At 72.5% G+C, this 18577-nt stretch carries 16 protein-coding genes and 1 riboswitch; of the genes, 11 read left to right on the top strand and 5 right to left on the bottom strand.

What is annotated here, in order from left to right; translation table 11 throughout:
* The first annotated feature begins 9 nt into the window (after nucleotides 1–9).
* Together L2C96_RS10170 and L2C96_RS10165 are read left to right on the top strand one after the other, a co-directional pair.
* Entirely contained in the window at nucleotides 10–687 is a 678-nt protein-coding gene (locus L2C96_RS10170; protein ID WP_237335969.1) for an SRPBCC family protein, read from the top strand.
* A gap of 797 nt (nucleotides 688–1484) precedes the next feature.
* Nucleotides 1485–2549 carry an FAD-dependent oxidoreductase gene (locus tag L2C96_RS10165; RefSeq protein WP_237335968.1) on the top strand — a complete coding sequence of 355 codons (1065 nt, stop codon included), beginning with the start codon at nucleotides 1485–1487 and terminating at the stop codon, nucleotides 2547–2549.
* Nucleotides 2550–3256: 707 nt separating this feature from the next.
* On the opposite strand, the gene L2C96_RS10160 is transcribed toward L2C96_RS10165, so the two are convergent.
* On the bottom strand, nucleotides 3257–4069 hold the full coding sequence (locus tag L2C96_RS10160; RefSeq protein WP_237335967.1) for an amidohydrolase family protein: 813 nt from the start codon (nucleotides 4067–4069) through the stop codon (nucleotides 3257–3259).
* 83 nt (nucleotides 4070–4152) lie between these two features.
* Between L2C96_RS10160 and L2C96_RS10155 the strand changes: the two genes are divergently transcribed.
* The 7 genes from L2C96_RS10155 to L2C96_RS10125 all read left to right on the top strand — a co-directional run bounded on the left by L2C96_RS10155 (nucleotide 4153) and on the right by L2C96_RS10125 (nucleotide 14072).
* Entirely contained in the window at nucleotides 4153–5484 is a 1332-nt protein-coding gene (locus tag L2C96_RS10155; RefSeq protein ID WP_272882342.1) for a glutamine synthetase family protein, read from the top strand.
* Nucleotides 5435–6166, top strand: a complete 732-nt coding sequence (locus tag L2C96_RS10150; RefSeq protein WP_272882323.1) for a gamma-glutamyl-gamma-aminobutyrate hydrolase family protein — start codon at nucleotides 5435–5437, stop codon at nucleotides 6164–6166. The genes L2C96_RS10155 and L2C96_RS10150 overlap by 50 nt, the downstream gene beginning before the upstream one ends.
* Nucleotides 6157–7503, top strand: coding sequence for an aldehyde dehydrogenase family protein (locus L2C96_RS10145; protein WP_237335964.1), 1347 nt, complete (start codon nucleotides 6157–6159; stop codon nucleotides 7501–7503). Before L2C96_RS10150 ends, L2C96_RS10145 begins: the two co-directional genes overlap by 10 nt.
* Nucleotides 7504–8268 carry a 3-oxoacyl-ACP reductase gene (locus L2C96_RS10140; protein WP_020422535.1) on the top strand — a complete coding sequence of 255 codons (765 nt, stop codon included), beginning with the start codon at nucleotides 7504–7506 and terminating at the stop codon, nucleotides 8266–8268.
* Nucleotides 8269–8301: 33 nt separating this feature from the next.
* Nucleotides 8302–8396, top strand: a riboswitch (glycine riboswitch).
* 125 nt (nucleotides 8397–8521) lie between these two features.
* Nucleotides 8522–11344, top strand: coding sequence for an aminomethyl-transferring glycine dehydrogenase (gcvP, locus tag L2C96_RS10135; RefSeq protein ID WP_237335963.1), 2823 nt, complete (start codon nucleotides 8522–8524; stop codon nucleotides 11342–11344).
* A 2-nt stretch (nucleotides 11345–11346) separates the two neighbouring features.
* Nucleotides 11347–12432: a glycine cleavage system aminomethyltransferase GcvT gene (gcvT, locus tag L2C96_RS10130; RefSeq protein ID WP_372491193.1), complete on the top strand. Its 1086-nt coding sequence runs from the start codon at nucleotides 11347–11349 to the stop codon at nucleotides 12430–12432.
* A 44-nt stretch (nucleotides 12433–12476) separates the two neighbouring features.
* A complete protein-coding gene (locus tag L2C96_RS10125) occupies nucleotides 12477–14072 on the top strand; it encodes a transglycosylase domain-containing protein (protein ID WP_237335962.1) in 1596 nt (531 codons plus the stop codon).
* Here L2C96_RS10125 and L2C96_RS10120 read toward each other — a convergent pair.
* The 3 genes from L2C96_RS10120 to L2C96_RS10110 are packed head-to-tail and all read right to left on the bottom strand — an operon-like array spanning nucleotide 14062 to nucleotide 15937.
* Nucleotides 14062–14451, bottom strand: a complete 390-nt coding sequence (locus L2C96_RS10120; RefSeq protein WP_237335961.1) for an NUDIX hydrolase — start codon at nucleotides 14449–14451, stop codon at nucleotides 14062–14064. The genes L2C96_RS10125 and L2C96_RS10120 overlap by 11 nt on opposite strands.
* Entirely contained in the window at nucleotides 14448–15104 is a 657-nt protein-coding gene (locus L2C96_RS10115; RefSeq protein WP_237335960.1) for an O-methyltransferase, read from the bottom strand. The genes L2C96_RS10120 and L2C96_RS10115 overlap by 4 nt, the downstream gene beginning before the upstream one ends.
* 11 nt (nucleotides 15105–15115) lie before the next feature.
* Nucleotides 15116–15937 (bottom strand): ABC transporter ATP-binding protein, encoded by an 822-nt coding sequence (locus L2C96_RS10110; RefSeq protein ID WP_020422529.1) that lies wholly within the window; start codon nucleotides 15935–15937, stop codon nucleotides 15116–15118.
* Nucleotides 15938–15996: 59 nt separating this feature from the next.
* Between L2C96_RS10110 and L2C96_RS10105 the strand changes: the two genes are divergently transcribed.
* Nucleotides 15997–17001 (top strand): glycoside hydrolase family 172 protein, encoded by a 1005-nt coding sequence (locus tag L2C96_RS10105; protein WP_020422528.1) that lies wholly within the window; start codon nucleotides 15997–15999, stop codon nucleotides 16999–17001.
* On the opposite strand, the gene L2C96_RS10100 is transcribed toward L2C96_RS10105, so the two are convergent.
* Nucleotides 17002–17202 carry a hypothetical protein gene (locus L2C96_RS10100; RefSeq protein WP_017984299.1) on the bottom strand — a complete coding sequence of 67 codons (201 nt, stop codon included), beginning with the start codon at nucleotides 17200–17202 and terminating at the stop codon, nucleotides 17002–17004.
* Nucleotides 17203–17335: 133 nt separating this feature from the next.
* Between L2C96_RS10100 and L2C96_RS10095 the strand changes: the two genes are divergently transcribed.
* Complete coding sequence (locus L2C96_RS10095) at nucleotides 17336–18556, top strand: NAD(P)/FAD-dependent oxidoreductase (protein WP_237335959.1); 1221 nt, start codon at nucleotides 17336–17338, stop codon at nucleotides 18554–18556.
* Nucleotides 18557–18577: the final 21 nt, after the last annotated feature.

The following is an 18577-nucleotide window of genomic DNA, read 5'->3' as shown; positions in this document are numbered from 1 at the left end:
GGTCGGCCCGTGCGGCTCGACCATGAATTCACCGTTCCGGCCCCGCCCGCCGAGGTGTGGAAGGCGGTCACCGACCCGGAACGCGTTGCCCCCTGCATGCCGGGTGCGACCCTGACGAAGGTCGAGGGCGAGACGTTCACCGGCACGGTCAAGGTGAAGCTGGGGCCGATCTCCCTGCTGTACAAGGGCTCCGGCGAGTTCCTGGAGACCGACGAGCAGGCCCGCAGGATCGTGATCAAGGCCTCCGGCAAGGACTCGCGAGGAGCAGGCACCGCGGCGGCGACCGTCACGGTGACGCTGTCCGAGGAGAACGGCGGGACGAAGGGTTCCGTGGCGACGGACCTGAACGTGACCGGCCGCCCGGCGCAGTTCGGCCGCGGCATGATCTCCGAGGTCGGCGGCAAGATCCTGGACCAGTTCGCGACGAACCTGGCCGACCGCCTAGGCTCGGCGGAGCCCCCCGCCGCCCCGGCCGAGGAGAAGCCGGCCGAGTCCGGGGTGACCACCGAACCGGCCCCGGAGAAGCCCAAGCTGGAGACGGTGAAGCCCCAGCCGCAGGAAGCCGAGGCGATCGACCTCTTCGAGTACGCGGGCAGCTCCATCGGCAAGCGCCTGGCCCCGGTACTCGCCGGAGTCGCCGCGGTACTCGGCATCGTGGCGATCGTGCGCCTGATCCGCCGCCGCTGAGGCCCAGCGCCGAGCGGGCGGCCCCACCTGCTCGGCGCACCTCCCCACGACACCCGGGCACGCCAGCCGCCCACCTGGGTTCGCCGCGCACGCACTGCCCGCCACGCGCCGCGCCCTGTCGGGCCCCCAGATCCAGCCGCCCGGCTGGCGACTGCCCACGCCTTGCGCAGATCCCGCCGCCCCGCCCGGCTGGTTGCCACGCGCCCTCGTGCCAGCCCCTCCGACCGGGCCCCCGCGCGCGCCCGCGTTGCGCCATCACGCCCTCGCGCGCCGCAGCCCCTCCGACTGGGCACCTCCGCGCGCTGGCGCGCCGGCGTTGCGACACCGCGGCCGGGCTGCGACATCACGCCCTCGCGCCAGCCCCTCCGACCGGGCACCTCCGCGCGCTGGCGCGCCGGCCTTGCGACACCGCGGCCGGGCTGCGACATCACGCCCTCGCGCCAGCCCCTCCGACCGGGCACCCCCGCGCGCTGGCGCGCCCGTGTTGCGACACTGCGCCCGGGCCGCAACACCGCGCCCGGACTGTGACACCACGCCTGCGCTGCGACACCACACCCGCGCTGCGACATGGCGGCCGCGCTGCGACATTGCACCCGCGCTCCGACACCGCACCCGCGCTCCGACAGCCCGGCCCCGGCGTCGCGCCCTACCCCCGGCGCAAGCCCGCATCGCGCCCCTGGCATCCACTCGGCGCAGCCCGCGCCAGGTCCACTGCACACCACGCGTGCCGGTCCCGCCGCGGCGTGCTGCGCGCCACGCTGGGGAAGTGCGCCGTCGCGGGCGATGTTGTACTTGTTGTGCGTACCGAAACCGACGTCGTGGTGATCGGGGCGGGGCAGGCCGGCCTGTCGGCCGCCTACTTCCTCCGGCGGTCCGGCCTGGAGTTCGTCGTCCTCGATCGGGACTCCTCGCCGGGCGGCGCGTGGCAGCATCGGTGGCCCTCCCTGCGGCTGGACAAGGTCCACAAGTTCCACGACCTGCCCGGCATGGCCTTCGACGAGCAGGACGAGCACCGGATGGCGTCGGAGGTCGTCGCGGAGTACTTCGCGCGCTACGAGCGTGCCTTCGAGCTGCCGGTGCGGCGCCCGGTCGAGGTGGTCGCCGTCCGGGACGCCGGTGAGCGGCTCCTCGTCGAGAGCGCCGGCGGCGACAGCTGGGCCGCCCGCGCCGTGATCAACGCGACCGGCACCTGGACCCGCCCGTTCTGGCCGCACTACCCTGGCCAGGAGACCTTCACCGGTCGCCAGTTGCACACCGCCGACTACCGCAGCGCGGAGGAGTTCCGCGGGCAGCACGTGCTGGTCGTCGGAGGCGGGACGTCGGCCGTGCAGTTGCTCATCGAGATCGCCGAGTTCGCGAGCGGCACCACCTGGGTGACCCGCCGCCCGCCGGTTTTCAAGGACGTCGAGTTCAGCCCCGAGCTGGGCCGCGAAGCCGTGGCGCAGGTCGAGCGCCGCGTGCGGGCCGGGCTGCCGCCGGGGAGCGTGGTGAGCGTGACCGGCCTGATGCGCACGCCCCAGGTTCGCGACGCCGAGGCCCGCGGGATCCTCGACCGGAAGCCGATGTTCGACCACCTGACCCCGACGGGCGTGGTGTGGCCGGACGGGACCGAGCAGCGAGTCGACGCGATCCTCTGGGCGACCGGTTTCCGCGCCGCGCTGGACCACCTCGCGCCACTGCACCTGCGCGAACCCGGCGGCGGCATCCGGATGGACGGCACCCGCGCAGCCGCCGAACCCCGCCTGCACCTGGTCGGCTACGGCCCATCAGCGAGCACGATCGGCGCGAACCGAGCGGGCCGCGCAGCAGTCCGCGAGATCCGGCAGCTGCTCGCGACCCCCAAGGTGGCCGCGGCGAGCTGAGCGGCTCGCCTGCGCGGCTGCCCGGGGGCGAGACCGGCCCGAGCGCACCGGGGGTGGTTGCGATGCGCCTGGGTACCGGGGGATTGCGCGGGATGGGGCGGCGGTGCGGCTGGCTGGAGTGGCTGCTGGGTAGCCGCGGCGGTGCGGGGTGGGTCCGCAGGGGACGGCGGGGGTTTACCGGGGTGGCCGCGTTGCGGTGGTTCCGTGTGGGTGCCGGGGGTTGCGCGGGATGGGGTGGTTGGACGCGCCGGGGGCGGCGGTGTGGGTGGCTGGAGTGGCTGCTGGGTAGCTGCGGTGGCGCGGGGTGGGTCCGCAGGGGACGGCGCGGGTTTACCGGGGGGTGGCCGCTTTACCGGGGGTGGCCGCGTTGCGGCTGGCTGGAGTGGCTGCCGGGTGGCCGCGGCGGTGCGGGATGGGCCCGCAGGGACGACGCGGGTGCGCCGGGGGTGGCCGTGTTGCGGTGGTTCCGTGTGGGTGACGGGGGTTGCACGAGATGGAGTGGACGCGCCGGGGGGCGGCGGTGCGGCCGGCTGGAGTAGCTGCCAGATAGCCGCGGCGGTGCGGGGTGCGCCCGCAGGGGACAGCGCGGGCGTGCCGGAGGTGGCCGCGATGCGGCTGGTTCGGAGCGGGTACCGACGAGCGTGCCTGCACAGACTGGGGGGATTGAGACCGTCAGTTCGGCAGCGCGAACTGGGGGATTGGGACCGTCAATTCGGCAGCGCGAACACCCTCCGCGCGTTCCCACCCAGAAAAGCCTCCCGCGCGGAAACCCCCAGCTCCAGCGCCGGCAGCTGCTTCAGGGCCTGGGCCGGGGTGAGCATCGGGTAGTTGCTGCCGAACATGACGCGCGTCCGGCCGCGGTCGCGCATGTACTCGACCAGCTCGGCGGGCAGCCGGTGCACCGCGTAGGCCGACGTGTCCACGTAGAAGTTCGGGTACTTCGCCGCCAGGGACAGGACCTCCGCCATCCACGGGTAGCCCACGTGGCCGCCCACCACGACCAGCTCCGGGAAGTCCAGCAGCACCTCGTCGAGGTACGGGATCGGCCGCCCGGGCTCCGACGGGCACCGCGGGCCGGTGTGGCCGATCTGCGTGCAGAAGGGCACGTCCTCCTCCACACAGGCCACGTAGACCGGGTAGTAGCGGCGGTCGTTCGGCGGCAGGTTCCACAGCCACGGCACCACCCGCACCCCGACGAAACCGTTCCGCACGCACCTCCTGATCTCCCGCACCGCCCGCACCGGGTCCGTCAGGTCCACGGTCGCGACCCCCGCGAACCGGTCCGGGTGCGCCGCCACCAGCTCCGCCACCTCGTCGTTCGTGATCAGGGCACCACCCGGCCCGTGCCAGGCCGACAGCAAGCCGACCCGCACCCCGGCCTCGTCCATCGCGTCGAGCGTCGCCCTCAGCTGGGGCGCCCTGCGGGACATGTTCGTCCACCGCACCAGCGTCTCCAGCCACGGCTGGTCCATGAAGCGCTGGTTCGGCTGCTGCATCCACACGTCGACCACGTCAGCCATCGCTCACCCTCCCAGCGGCCCCGGCGAAGATCCGCTTGACAGCATCCCACGCCCACCCCAAGGGTTGTCACATGAACAAGGGCATGCTCACCCTCGACCAGCTCCGCGAACTGGCCGAGGAGGGCACCGTGGACACCGTGCTCGTCGCGATGACCGACATGCAGGGCCGCCTCCAGGGCAAGCGCTGCTCAGCTGAGTACTTCCTCAACGAGGTCGTCACCCACGCCACCGAAGCCTGCAACTACCTCCTCGCCGTCGACGTCGACATGAACACCGTCGACGGCTACGCGATCTCGAGCTGGGAAAGCGGTTACGGCGACTTCGTCCTCCGCCCGGACCTGTCCACGCTCCGCCGCGTGCCCTGGCACGACGGGACCGCCCTCGTGCTTTGCGACGTCGAGCGCGTCGAGGGTGGCGAGGTCGCCGCATCGCCCCGGCAGGTCCTGCGCCGCCAGCTCGACCGGCTCGCCCAGCGCGACCTCGCCGCGTTCGTCGGCACCGAGCTGGAGTTCATCGTCTTCGACGACACCTACGAGCAGGCCTGGCGCGGCGGCTATCGCGACCTGACAGCCGCCAACCGGTACAATGTGGACTATTCGATGCTCGGCACCGCCAGGCTGGAGCCGTTGCTGCGCCGCATCCGCAACGACATGGCCGGCGCGGGCATGTACGTCGAGTCCGCCAAGGGCGAGTGCAACCCCGGCCAGCACGAGATCGCGTTCCGCTTCGACGAGGCCCTGCGCACCTGCGACAACCACAGCATCTACAAGACCGGCGCGAAGGAGATCGCCGCGCAGGAGAACCGCAGCCTCACCTTCATGGCCAAGTACAACGAGCGCGAAGGCAACTCCTGCCACATCCACCTCAGCCTGCGCGGCACGGACGGCACCCCGGTGTTCGCGCAGGACCCGGCGCTGATGCGGCACTTCATCGCCGGGCAGCTGGCCTGCCTGCGCGAACTGACCTACTTCCTCGCGCCGAACATCAACTCCTACAAGCGTTTCGTGCCCGGCAGCTTCGCGCCGACCGCCGTCGCCTGGGGCACCGACAACCGCACCTGCGCGCTGCGCGTCGTCGGGCACGGCGAGTCGCTGCGGGTGGAGAACCGGGTGCCCGGCGGCGACGTCAACCCCTACCTCGCCGTCGCCGCGATCATCGCCGCCGGCCTGCACGGCATCGAAAACGAGCTGCCCCTGGACGACGAGTTCACCGGCAACGCCTACCACTCGGACAAGCCGACCGTGCCGACTACGCTGAGGGAGGCGGCGGAGCTGCTGGCCGACAGCAAGGTCGCCCGCGAGGCGTTCGGCGAGGACGTCGTCGAGCACTACCTCAACGCGGCCCGGGTCGAGCTCACCGCCTTCGATGCCGCCGTCACCGACTGGGAGCGCCAGCGTGGGTTCGAACGCCTCTGAAAAACCGGTCATCGGGCTGACCACCTACACGGAAAAGGCGAGCTGGGGCGTCTGGCACACCGGCGCCGCACTCCTCCCGCGTTCCTATGTGGACGCGACAAGCAACGCCGGTGGCATCCCGGTCCTGCTCCCAACCGGGGACACGCAAGCACTGTCCGCTGTGGACGCCCTGGTCCTCACCGGCGGGGCGGACGTCGAGCCCGCCCGCTACGGCCAGGAGCCCGGGGACAAGACCGTCACCCGTCCCGAACGCGACGACGCCGAGTTCGCCCTCGCACGCGCCGCCCTCGACCGAGGTCTGCCGGTGCTCGGCGTGTGCCGCGGCATGCAGGTCCTCAACGTCGCCCTCGGCGGCAGCCTGATCCAGCACCTGCCGGACCGCGTCGGCCACACCGGGCACCAGCCGTCGCCGGGCGTCTACGGCCCGACGCACGTCACCCTGGCCGAAGGCAGCCGGATCGCGGGCATCCTCGGCGCCGACGCGAAGTGCCAGTGCTACCACCACCAGGCCGTCGACCGGCTCGGTGACGGCCTGCGCGCCGTCGGCCACGCCGCGGACGGCACGATCGAAGCCGTCGAGCTGCCGGGCGCGGGGTTCGTGGTCGGCGTGCAGTGGCACCCGGAAGAAGACACGCAGGAGACCCGGTTGTTCGCGGCGTTGGTGGAGGCGGCGTGCAGGTGATCGACCCGGCCACCGAGGACGTCATCACCGACGTCCCGCTGGCCACGGAAGAGGAAGCCGACACCGCGATCGCGAAGGCGCGCAAGGCGTTCCCCGCGTGGCGGGACACCGCCCCCGGCGACCGCGCCCGCCTGCTGCGCCGCTTCGCCGAAGCCGTCGACGGCGACCTGGAGAACCTCGCGCGCCTGGAGGTGCGCAATTCCGGCCACACCATCGGCAACGCCCGCTGGGAGGCCGGCAACGTCCGTGACGTGCTGCACTACTACGCCGCCGCGCCGGAACGCCTGCTCGGGCAGCAGATCCCCGTCGCGGGCGGGCTGGACGTCACCTTCCACGAGCCGCTGGGCGTGGTCGGCCTGATCGTGCCGTGGAACTTCCCGATGCCGATAGCGGGTTGGGGCCTCGCGCCCGCCCTCGCCGCCGGCAACACCGTCGTCCTCAAACCCGCCGAACTGACCCCGCTCACCGCGCTCCGCCTCGCCGAGCTGGCCCGCGACGCCGGGATCCCTGAGGGCGTCTTCCAGGTCGTGGCCGGCGCGGGCCCGGTCGTCGGGCAGCGGTTCGTCACCCATCCGGACGTGCGCAAGGTGGTCTTCACCGGGTCCACCGCGGTCGGCAAGCAGGTCATGGCAGGCTGCGCCGAGCAGGTCAAGCGCGTGACGCTGGAGCTGGGCGGCAAGAGCGCGAACATCGTCTTCGCCGACGCCGACCTGGAGAAGGCCGCCGCCACCGCGCCCTACGGCGTGTTCGACAACGCGGGCCAGGACTGCTGCGCCCGCTCCCGCATCCTCGTCCAGGACACCGTCTACGACCGGTTCCTGGAGTTGCTGGAGCCCGCCGTGCGGAACCTCGTCGTCGGCGACCCCGGCGACGAGAAGTCCGAGATGGGCCCGCTGATCTCGGCCGAGCACCGCGAAAAGGTCGCCTCCTACCTCGACGACGCCGAGGTCGCCATCCGCGGCAGCGCACCCGACGGCCCGGGCTTCTGGTTCCCGCCCACGGTCGTGACGAAGCCGGGCGAGCGCCTGCTGACCGAGGAGGTCTTCGGCCCGGTCGTCGCGGTGGTGCCGTTCCGTGACGAGGCGGACGCGGTGCGCATCGCGAACGACACCACCTTCGGGTTGTCCGGCTCGATCTGGACCCGCGACGTGGGCCGGGCTCTGCGCGTGTCCCGCGCCGTCGAGGCGGGCAACCTGTCGGTCAACTCGCACTCGTCGGTGCGGTACTGGACGCCCTTCGGCGGCTTCAAGCAGTCCGGTCTCGGCCGCGAGCTGGGCCCGGACGCACTGCACGCGTTCACCGACGTCAAGAACGTCTTCATCAGCACGGAGGAATAGATGCAGCGGTTCGACGGCCGGGTCGTCGTGATCACCGGCGGCGGCAGCGGGATCGGCCTGGCGACCGCCCGCCGCCTGGCGAGCGAGGGCGCGAAGGTGGTGGTCGCCGACATCGACGCCGACGCGGGAAAGAAGGCGGCCGCCGAGGTCGGCGGCGAGTTCGTCCCCACCGACGTGACCAGCGAGGAGCAGGTCGAGGCCCTCTTCCAGACCGCGGTCGACCGCTTCGGCTCCCTCGACGTCGCGTTCAACAACGCCGGCATCTCCCCGCCGGAGGACGACTCGATCCTCACCACCGGTGTCGACGCCTGGCAGAAGGTCCAGCAGGTCAACCTGACCTCGGTGTACCTGTGCTGCAAGTACGCCATCCCGCACATGCGGCGGCAGGGCAAGGGCTCGATCGTCAACACCGCTTCGTTCGTGGCGGTGATGGGCGCCGCGACCTCGCAGATCTCCTACACCGCGTCCAAGGGCGGCGTGCTGGCGATGACCCGCGAGCTGGGCGTCCAGTTCGCCCGCGAGGGCATCCGCGTCAACGCGCTGTGCCCCGGTCCGGTGAACACGCCGCTGCTGCGTGAGCTGTTCGCCAAGGACCCCGAGCGGGCCGCGCGACGCCTGGTGCACGTGCCGCTGGGCCGCTTCGCCGAGCCGGAGGAGATCGCCGCCGCCGTGGCCTTCCTGGCCAGCGACGATGCGTCGTTCATCACGGCGTCGCAGTTCCTGGTGGACGGCGGTATCTCGGGCGCGTACGTTACCCCGCTGTAGACTGAAGCCGGACAACTGAACAGCAGGCCGTCACGAGCCGGAGCGGGAGAGTCCCCAGGTCAGCCCTGGGGCGCCGAAGGAGCAACTTCCCCGCCAATCTCTCAGGTACCAGTTACCGCTCCGCGCCAGGCCACTCTGGAAAGCAGGCGCGCGCCGTCGCGTCTCACCCAAGGTGAAAGCCGCGAGCGCGGTGAAACTCTCAGGTGCCGATGACAGAGGGGGAGTTCCCGCACCCGTAGATGAGGAGCTCCCGATGTCCTTCGCCGATCGCCACATCGGACCTTCCGAGCACGAACAGGCCAAGATGCTCGCCGAGTGCGGGTTCGGGAGCCTGGACGCGCTGGTCGAGGCCGCCGTCCCGGCGTCGATCCGCACCGCGGGCGCGCTCGACCTGCCCCCGGCCTCCGAGCAGGAGGCGACCGCCGAGCTGCGGGCGCTGGCGGCGAAGAACCGCCCGATGACCCAGATGATCGGCCTCGGCTTCAGCGACACCGTCACCCCGCCGGTCATCCGCCGCAACGTGCTGGAGAACCCGGCCTGGTACACCGCGTACACGCCGTACCAGCCGGAGATCTCGCAGGGGCGGCTGGAGGCACTGCTCAACTTCCAGACGGTGGTGTCGAACCTGGCCGGCCTGGACATCGCCAACGCCTCCCTGCTCGACGAGTCCACCGCGGTCGCCGAGGCCGTCCTGCTCATGCGCCGTGCGTCGAAGGCGAAGTCGTCGCGCGTCGTGCTGGACGCCGAGTGCCTGCCGCAGACCATCGCGGTGGTGCGGACGCGGGCCGAGGCGGTCGGCATCGAGGTCGACGTGCGGGACCTGGGCACCGGGCTGCCGGAGGACTTCTTCGGCGTCGTCGTGCAGTACCCGGGCGCGTCCGGCGTGCTGCGCGGCAAGGGCTTCTACGAGGCGATCGGCAAGGTCGCCAAGGACGCCGGCGCGCTCTACACCGTGGCCGCGGACCTGCTGGCGCTGACGCTGGTCACCGCGCCGGGCGAGTTCGGCGCCGACATCGCGGCGGGCACCACCCAGCGGTTCGGCGTGCCGCTGGGCTACGGCGGCCCGCACGCCGGGTACCTCGCCGTGCGCAAGGGCCTGGAGCGGTCCCTGCCCGGCCGCCTGGTCGGCGTGTCGGTCGACGCGGACGGCAACACCGCCTACCGGCTCGCGCTGCAGACCCGCGAGCAGCACATCCGCCGCGAGAAGGCGACCTCGAACATCTGCACCGCGCAGGTGCTGCCCGCCGTGCTGGCCGCGATGTACGCCGTCTACCACGGCCCGGAGGGCCTCAAGGAGATCGCGCGGCGCGTCCACGGCCTGGCCGCCGGGCTGGCCGGGGCGCTGCGGTCCGCGGGCGTGGAGGTCGTGCACGAGAGCTTCTTCGACACCGTGCTCACGCGGGTGCCGGGCCGGGCCGCCGCCGTGGTCGCCGCGGCGCGCGAGTCGGGCGTCAACCTCGGCCGCGTCGACGACGACCACGTGCGGATCGCCTGCGACGAAGTGACCACTGTGGACGTCGTGGACCGCGTGCTGCGGGCTTTCGGGGCGGAGCCGGGCATCGCCGACGGCGCCACCGCGCTGCCCGCCGGTCTGGCACGCACCAGCGAGTTCCTGACGCACGAGGTGTTCCACAGCCACCGCTCGGAGACCGCGATGCTGCGGTACCTGCGCCGTCTGTCCGATCAGGACTACGCGTTGGACCGCGGCATGATCCCGCTCGGCTCGTGCACCATGAAGCTCAACGCGACCGCCGAGATGGAGCCGATCAGCTGGCCGGAGTTCGCGGGCCTGCACCCGTTCGCGCCCGCCGAGGACGCGGCGGGCTACCGCGAGCTGATCGACCAGCTCTGCGGCTGGCTCGCCGAGGTCACCGGCTACGACGAGGTGTCCCTGCAGCCCAACGCGGGCAGCCAGGGCGAGCTGGCCGGGCTGCTCGCCATCCGCGCCTACCACCGCGCCAACGGGCAGCCGGAGCGCGACGTGTGCCTGATCCCGTCGTCGGCGCACGGCACCAACGCCGCGTCCGCCGTGCTCGCCGGGATGCGCGTGGTCGTGGTGGCCTGCAACGACAACGGCGACGTCGACCTGGACGACCTGCGCGCCAAGGCGGAGCAGCACCGCGACGCGCTGTCCGCGATCATGGTCACCTACCCGTCCACGCACGGCGTGTACGAGGAGGGCATCGGCGAGATCGCCCGCATCGTGCACGAGGCCGGCGGGCAGGTCTACGTCGACGGCGCGAACCTGAACGCGCTGCTGGGCCTGGCCAAGCCGGGCGAGTTCGGCGGCGACGTGTCGCACCTGAACCTGCACAAGACGTTCTGCATCCCGCACGGTGGTGGCGGCCCCGGCGTCGGCCCGGTCGCGGTGCGCGCGCACCTCGCGCCGTACCTGCCCAACCACCCGCTGTCCGGCGGCGCGGGCCCGGACACCGGTGTCGGCCCGATCTCGGCGGCGCCGTTCGGCTCGGCGTCGATCCTGCCGATCTCGTGGGCCTACATCCGCATGATGGGCGGGGCCGGGCTGACCAGCGCCACCAAGGTCGCCGTGCTCGCCGCGAACTACGTCGCCGCGCGGCTGTCCCCGCACTACCCGGTGCTCTACACCGGGCGCAACGGGCGGGTGGCGCACGAGTGCATCCTCGACCTGCGCGCGCTGACCAAGCGCACCGGCGTGACGGTCGACGACGTCGCCAAGCGCCTGGTGGACTACGGTTTCCACGCGCCGACGATGTCGTTCCCGGTCGCCGGCACGCTGATGGTCGAGCCGACCGAGAGCGAGGACGTCGCCGAGCTGGACCGGTTCTGCGACGCGATGATCGCCATCCGGCGGGAGATCGAGGAGGTCGCCGAGGGCCGGTGGGCCGTCGAGCAGAGCCCGCTGCGCAACGCGCCGCACACCGCGGAGATGCTGACCGGCGACTGGGACCTGCCGTACGACCGCAAGACCGCGGTCTACCCGGGCGGGGTGTCGCCGAAGAACAAGTACTGGTCCCCGGTCCGCCGCATCGACGGCGCTCACGGCGACCGCAACCTCGTCTGCTCGTGCCCGTCCGTCGAAGCCTACGGGAGCTGACCATGCGCACCGCACTGTATTCCGTCCACAAGGGACTGGGCGCGCTGTTCACCGACTTCGCGGGCTGGGAGATGCCGGTGCGGTACGGCAGCGAGCTGGCCGAGCACCGCGCGGTGCGCGAGGCGGCCGGGCTGTTCGACCTCTCCCACATGGGCGAGATCGAGGTGACCGGCCCGCAGGCCGCCGACGCGCTGGACTACGCGTTCGTCGGCAAGCTGTCCGCGGTCAAGCCGGGCCGCGCCCGCTACACGATGATCTGCGACGCCGACGGCGGCGTGATCGACGACCTCGTGGTGTACCGGCTGGAGGACGAGAAGTACCTGGTGGTCGCGAACGCGGGCAACGCGCCGGCGGTCGCCGCGGAGCTGACCGAGCGCGCGTCCCGGTTCGACGCGCGGGTCACCGACCGCTCGGCGGAGTTCGCGTTGATCGCGGTGCAGGGCCCCAACGCGGTGGATGTGGTCGGCGCGGTCACCGACGCCGACCTGGCCGGCCTGAAGTACTACGCGAGCATGCCCGCCACGGTGAAGGGCCACGAGGTGCTGCTGGCGCGCACCGGCTACACCGGCGAGGACGGCTTCGAGCTGTACGTCCCCGCCGACGAAGCGGCGTCGGTGTGGCACATCCTCACCGAGGCCGGCCAGCCGCACGGACTGGTGCCCGCCGGGCTCGCCTGCCGCGACACGTTGCGCCTGGAGGCGGGCATGCCGTTGTACGGCAACGAGTTGTCCAGGCAGCGTTCGCCGTTCGAGGCGAACCTGGGCCGCGTGGTCAAGCTCGACAAGCCGGACTTCGTCGGCAAGGCGGCGCTGGCAGGGCGGCAGGAGCCGTCCGAGGTGCTGGTCGGGCTGCGTGGCGCCGGGCGGCGCGCGCCGCGGCACGGGTACCGCGTGCTCTCCGGCGAGGAGCCGGTGGGCGAGGTGACCAGCGGCGCCCTGTCGCCGACGCTGGGCCACCCGGTCGCGATGGCCTACGTGCCGGTGGCGCTGAGCGAGCCGGGCACGGAGCTGTCGGTCGACATCCGCGGCCGGATCGAGCCGGTCGAGGTCGTCGCGCTGCCGTTCTACCAGCGGGGCGCAACGAAGTAACTTCCTGACCGCGTTTGTGGTGTGTGGAGAACAAACGCAGGCGGGTGTGGCGACGGGTCCGGCGGGTCGCGTACGTGCTGGCCGGGCTCGTCGTCGGGGTGCCGGCGATCGCGTTCGCGATCGGCTACCTGGTGTGGGACGTGCGCAGCCCGCAGGAGGTGCTGGCCGAGCTCGACAAGACGGTCGTGGTCCAGTACACCGACGGCACCGAGCTGATGCGGGTCGTGCCGCCGGACGGCGACCGCACCTTCACCCCGTACGAGGAGATCCCGCGCAAGCTGGTCGACGCGATCGTCGCCGTCGAGGACCCGACGTTCTGGACCAACGGCGGGTTCGAGCCGACGGGGATCGCGCGTGCGATGGTGACCGGCGTCGGCGGCGGGTCGGGAATCACGCAGCAGTACATCAAGAACTCCACCGGCGAGGACGACGCGACGCTGTTCCGCAAGTTCAAGGAGCTGGTGCTCGCCACGAAGATCACCGACCGGCTGAGCAAGGAACAGATCTTCGAAAGCTACGTCAACATCATCTCCTTCGGCCGCAACACGCACGGCCCGGCCGCCGCGGCGCAGGCCTACTTCGGCAAGCAGCTGGCGGACATCTCGTGGAGCGAGGCCGCGTTCCTGGCCGGGATGCTGCAGGCGCCGTACGGGCACGACCCGGCGACGGTGGGGCCCGAGCAGGCCGCGCGGCGCTGGGCCTACGCCGCGGACAAGCTGGCCGAGCGCGGGTACGTCTCGCCGGCCGACCGGTCCGGCATGGCGTATCCGCAGGTCCTGGACCCGGACGAGACGCGGGCCGGGCGGACCTCCTACAGCGACTACCACATTCGCCAGCAGGTGCTCACCGAGCTGGAGGCGCGGGGGTGGCCGCTGGAACGGCTGCGCCGCGAGGGCCTGACGGTGCGCCTGACGCTCGACCGCGACGCGCAGAACCGTGCGGAGCGCGCGGTGCGCGACCGGCTCGCGGGCGAACCCGCGGAGCTGCGGGCGGCGGTGGTGTCCGTGCGGCCGGGCGACGGCGGCGTCACCGCGTACGCGGGCGGGAACTGGGGCGTGACGGACTACGCCGTGACCCCGCGCCGCCCGGGCTCGGCGTTCCGGCCGATCGTGCAGCTGGCCGAGTTCCGCGCCCGCGCCGACGACCCGCCCGTGGTGACGGGCCCGAAGATCCGGCAGGCTGCCTACGACGCCGGGATCCCGGAGTTCCTCGACGGCGCCCGGACCCTGACCGCGCCCGACGGGGTGCGGATCGCGTCGACCATCGCCGAGGGCACCTACCGGTTGCGGCCGCTGGACCTGGCCGGCGTGTTCGCGACCTTCGCGAGCGGCGGTCTGCGGGTGGCGCCGCACTTCGTGGCGGAGCTGCGGCGCGGCGACGAGGTGGTGTGGCGCCAGGACACCACGCCGGTGCCCGCGCTGCCTCGCGAGGCGGCCCTGCTGGCCGGCGGCGTGCCGGGCGAGTACGGCACGTCCGACGCGTGGATGGCGGGCGCGAGCTCGTCGATGGCCACGCTGGTGTGGGTCGGCGGCGACGAGGAACGCCCGCGCGCCGACCGCGACGGCGTGCCCCTGACCGGCGCCACCCTGCCGTCGGACATCTGGCGCGAGGTGATGTCGCCGGAGCTGGCTACGCGGTGAGCTCCCCGCGGCGGCGCAGCTCCTCGAACACCTGCTGGAACGCGCGGGATCCGCGGTGGCGGTCGGCGTAACCGAGCCAGGCCACCTCCGCGATCTCGGCGGACGGCGTGATCGTGCCCCGGTAGTCCGCGGTGTAGCAGGTCATCCGCAGCAGCTGCGCCTGCCCGTCGGCGGGCGCCTCGATCGTCGCGGTGTGCACCGCGGTCGCCGGGTCGATCGACACCGACAGCTCCTCGGCGACCTCGCGCACCAGTGTCGCCACGTCGCTCTCACCGGGCTCGCGCTTGCCACCCGGCAGGTACCAGGCCGACTTGCCGTGCGAGCGCGCCGCCAGCACGCGGCCGGACTCCACCCGCAGCCAGGCGACCTTGTCGATCACTCCGTCACCAGCGCGAGCGTGAACCCGTCGTAGCCCTTCTGGCCGACGGTCTGCACCACGGTGGCCTCGACCCGCGGTTCGGCGGCGATCAGCTCGTGCATCTCGCGGGTCGCGACGATCGCGGGGTCCGTGCTGCCGGCGTCGGCGAGCGCGCCGTCCCGCACCACGTTGTCGACGATGATCACCGAGCCCGGCCGGGACAACCGCAGCGCCCACCGGAAGTACTCCGGGTTGTTCGGCTTGTCCGCGTCGATGAAGATCAGGTCGAACGGCCCCTCGACAGAGGGCAGCGTGTCCAGCGCCTTGCCGACCTTGACCTCGACGACCTCGCCGAACCCGGCCGCGTCGAGGTTGTTCTCCGCCACCTGCGCGTGCTTGCGGTCCGCCTCCAGCGTCACCAGCCTGCCGTCCGGCGGCAGCGCACGCGCCAGCCAGATCGTGCTGTACGCGCCGAGGGTCCCGATCTCCAGGATCGAGCGGGCGCCGTGCATCCGCGCCAGCAGGTGCAGCAGCTTGCCCTGCGCCGGGGACACCGCGATCGGGGGCAGCCCGGCGTCGGCCGTGGCCGCTCGCACGTCGTCGAGCACCGGGTCGGCTGGGATGAGCGTCCGGCCGACGTAGTCGTCGACCGCGCTCCACACGTCCTGGCTCACAAGAGCCGAAACTACCGGCGCGCCTTCGGGATGACCAACGGAGTTCCGGTCTCCGGGTCCGGGATCACCGAGCACGGCAGGTCGAAGATCTCCTCGACGCGCTCGGCGGTGACGACCTCCTCCGGCGTGCCGGTCGCGAGGACCTCGCCGCCGCGCATGGCGATCAGGTGCGTGGCGTAGCGGGCCGCGTGGTTGAGGTCGTGCAGCACCGCGACCAGCGTGCGGCCCTGCTCCGCGTGCAGCTTCGCGCACAGGTCGAGGATGTCCATCTGGTGCGCGATGTCCAGGAACGTGGTCGGCTCGTCCAGCAGGAGCAGCTCGGTCTCCTGCGCGAGCGCCATCGCCAGCCACACGCGCTGCCGCTGCCCGCCGGACAGCTCGTCGACCATGCGGTCGGCCAGTTCGGACACGCCGGTCGCGGCCATCGACCGCTCGACCACGTCGGCGTCCTCGCGGGACCACTGGCGCAGCAGCCGCTGGTGCGGGTACCGGCCGCGGGACACCAGGTCGGCGACCGTGATGCCGTCCGGCGCGATCGAGCTCTGCGGCAGCAGGCCCAGCTTGCGGGCGACCTGCTTGGCCGGCAGCGACGTGATGACCTCGCCGTCCAGGTAGACCATGCCCTGCCGCGGCTTGAGCAGCCTGCTCAGCGCACGCAGCAGCGTGGACTTGCCGCACGCGTTCGGCCCGACGATGACGGTGAACGACTGGTCCGGGATGGTGACCGAGAGCCCTTCGGCGACGACCCGGCCGTCGTACCCCAACGTCAGGCCGTCACCGTGCAGCCGGGTGCTGGTGGTCGGCTCGGCGACAAGATCCACGGTCTGGGCCATAGAGGTTAGGCTAACCTACAAGTCTGGCGAACGGTACGGATCATGCCTACGTTGACAGGGTGTTCGACGTCACGGATCTGACTCGCGTCACGCCCGTGCTCGACTCGCGGGCGGTCACGTTCGAGAACCCCACCGGGGAGCGCGGCGCCGGCGGCCGCGCCGGAGGCGGCCGCAAGGGCGCTCCCAGCCGGGTGATCGAGGGCGGCGAGCGCGTCACCCTCGCCGACCTCGCCGGGCCTGGGACGATCCGGCACATCTGGATGACGTTCCCGCCCGACCGGCCGGCCCGCATGCGCGCCGTCTACCTCGAAGTCCGCTACGGCGGTCTGTCCTACCCCAGCGTGTCCGTGCCGTGCCTGGACTTCTTCGGCTCGCCGCACGGCCGTCCCGTCGCCTACTCCAGCGCGCTGACCAGCATGCCCGAGGCCCGCGGCTTCAACAGCTACGTGCCGATGGCCTTCGGCGAACGCATCCACGTCGATCTCGTCAACGGCAACCCGGACCCGATCGTCCTGTACTTCCAGATCGACTACACGCTCGGCGAATCCGCGTCCGGGCGGCTGCACGTGGGCTTCCGCCGGGAGAACCCGACGGTGTCGAAGCGGGACTTCGTGGTGACCGAGGGGCTGCGCGGGCCGGGCCGGTTCCTCGGCTGGGTCGGCGGGGTGCGGCCGATCGACGGCGGCCAGTGGTACGGCGAGGGCGAGGTGAAGGTCTACCGCGACGGCGACCGCGAGTTCCCCACGATCTGCGGGACCGGGCTGGAGGACTACGTCGGCTCGGCGTGGGGGATGGGCCCGCACGCCGGGCTGTACGCGGGCGCGCCGCTGGAGGTGTCCGGGCGCGGACCGATCCCGAAGTACGTCGGGTTCTACCGCTGGCACGTGCTCGACCCGGTCATGTTCAGCACCGACCTGCAGGTGACGCTGCAGCAGATCGGGGCCGACCGGGGCGGCCTGGTCGAACGCGTCGACGACTACTGCGCCGCCGCGTTCACGGTGTGCGAGCGGGCGCAGCCGGTGCCGCCGGTCGACGTGGCCGCGGCCGTCGCGGACCTGGAGTGACTACTGGGACCGTTCGCCGACCACGACGACGGCATCGCGCAGCGCGGCGCGCAGCCTGCCGACGTCGAGCGGTTCGAGCACCGCGGCTTCGCCCGGCGGCGCCACCAGGACCACACGCCCGCTGCTCACGAACACAGTCAGGTCGCGTCGCCTGCCGGCCAGGTCCCGGCAGCTGATCGACCATTCGTCTCGAGCCGCCACGTCCGTCGCCTTCCTTCGGTGGTCTTGCAGGTGACAGTGGGACGGCCCAGCGGGGCGGGCGTGACGCGGTGGCGCGGAAAAAATGTCCGCAGTAGCGTCGGGTGGCACGGATCACACGGATGAGGAGCGGCCCATGTCCGAGCCCAGGCGGATCGTGATCGTCGGCGCGGGCCTCGCGGGCGCGTCGGCCGCGGCGGCGCTGCGGGAGAACGGCTACGACGGCGAGGTGGTGGTCCTCGGCGCGGAGGCGCACCCGCCCTACGAGCTGCCACCGTTGTCGAAGAAGGTCCTGCTCGGCCAGGGCGACGAGCCCGACTGGGTGCGGGACGCGGACTTCTACGCGCAGCACGGCATCGACCTGCGCTCCGGCACCAGCGCGACGCGGGTCGAGCTGGGCGCGCGGGTGGTGCTGGACGCGCGTGGCGGGCGGCACCCCTACGACCGGCTGCTGCTGGCGACCGGGTCGCAGCCGCGGACGCTGCCGGTGCGCGGGGTGGACCTGCCGGGCGTCTACACGCTGCGGACCCTCGACGACGCGCTCGCCCTGCGGTCGGCGTTCACCGGCTCGCCGCGGGTGGTGGTGATCGGGACGGGCTGGATCGGGACGGAGGCCGCGGCGGCGGCGCGCCACCACGGCGCCGACGTGACGATGGTCGACGTGCTGCCCGGGCCGCTGTGGGTGCTGGGGCCGGAGATCAGCAAGGTGTTCGCCGACCTGCACACCGAGCACGGCGTGCGGTGGCGGCTCGGCAGCGGCATCACCGAGGTGACCGGCGGGCCGGGCGGCGTGGCCGGGGTGCGGCTGGCGGACGGCAGCGAGTTGCCCGCGGACGTGGTGCTGGTCGCGGTCGGCGCGAAGCCTCGGGTGGACCTGGCGCACGCGGCCGGCCTGGACCTAGCCGACGAGGGCGGGGTGGCCGTCGACGCGTCCCTGCGCACGGCGGCGCCGGACGTGTACGCGGCGGGGGACATCGCGGCGCAGTGGCACCCGCGGTACGGGCGCCGCATCCGCGTCGAGCACTGGGCGAACGCGAAGAACCAGGGCACCCACGTGGCGGCGAACCTGGCCGGCGGGCAGGAGCAGTACACCCGCACCCCGTACTTCTTCACGGACCAGTACGACCTGGGCTGCGAGTACCGCGGCATCGCCGACCCGCAGCGGGACGAACTGGTGGTCCGCGGCGACCTGGCCAAACGCGAGTTCACCGCCTTCTGGCTGCGCGATGGCCAGGTGACGGCCGCGATGAACGTGAACATGTGGGACGACGGCGACGCGCTGAAGGCACTGGTGGACGGCGAGGCGAGGGTGACGGCGGAGCAACTGCGCGAGGGGGACCTGGCCGCACTCGGGTGAGGAACGCGTTGTCCGCGGCAC

The organism is Amycolatopsis tucumanensis (assembly GCF_021654135.1).
Taxonomy (GTDB): Bacteria; Actinomycetota; Actinomycetes; order Mycobacteriales; family Pseudonocardiaceae; genus Amycolatopsis_E; species Amycolatopsis_E tucumanensis.
Note: the sequence above shows the minus strand (reverse complement) of the source record. Positions and strands in the feature narration are given on the sequence as shown.

Excerpts from the sequence above, each read along its gene's own strand:
- L2C96_RS10155 (WP_272882342.1), top strand. The coding sequence starts at position 4,153 with ATGCTCACCCTCGACCAGCTCCGCGAACTGGCCGAGGAGGGCACCGTG.
- L2C96_RS10160 (WP_237335967.1), bottom strand. The coding sequence starts at position 4,069 with ATGGCTGACGTGGTCGACGTGTGGATGCAGCAGCCGAACCAGCGCTTC.
- L2C96_RS10095 (WP_237335959.1), top strand. The coding sequence starts at position 17,336 with ATGTCCGAGCCCAGGCGGATCGTGATCGTCGGCGCGGGCCTCGCGGGC.
- L2C96_RS10110 (WP_020422529.1), bottom strand. The coding sequence starts at position 15,937 with ATGGCCCAGACCGTGGATCTTGTCGCCGAGCCGACCACCAGCACCCGG.
- gcvT (WP_372491193.1), top strand. The coding sequence starts at position 11,347 with ATGCGCACCGCACTGTATTCCGTCCACAAGGGACTGGGCGCGCTGTTC.
- L2C96_RS10150 (WP_272882323.1), top strand. The coding sequence starts at position 5,435 with ATGCCGCCGTCACCGACTGGGAGCGCCAGCGTGGGTTCGAACGCCTCT.
- gcvP (WP_237335963.1), top strand. The coding sequence starts at position 8,522 with ATGTCCTTCGCCGATCGCCACATCGGACCTTCCGAGCACGAACAGGCC.
- L2C96_RS10140 (WP_020422535.1), top strand. The coding sequence starts at position 7,504 with ATGCAGCGGTTCGACGGCCGGGTCGTCGTGATCACCGGCGGCGGCAGC.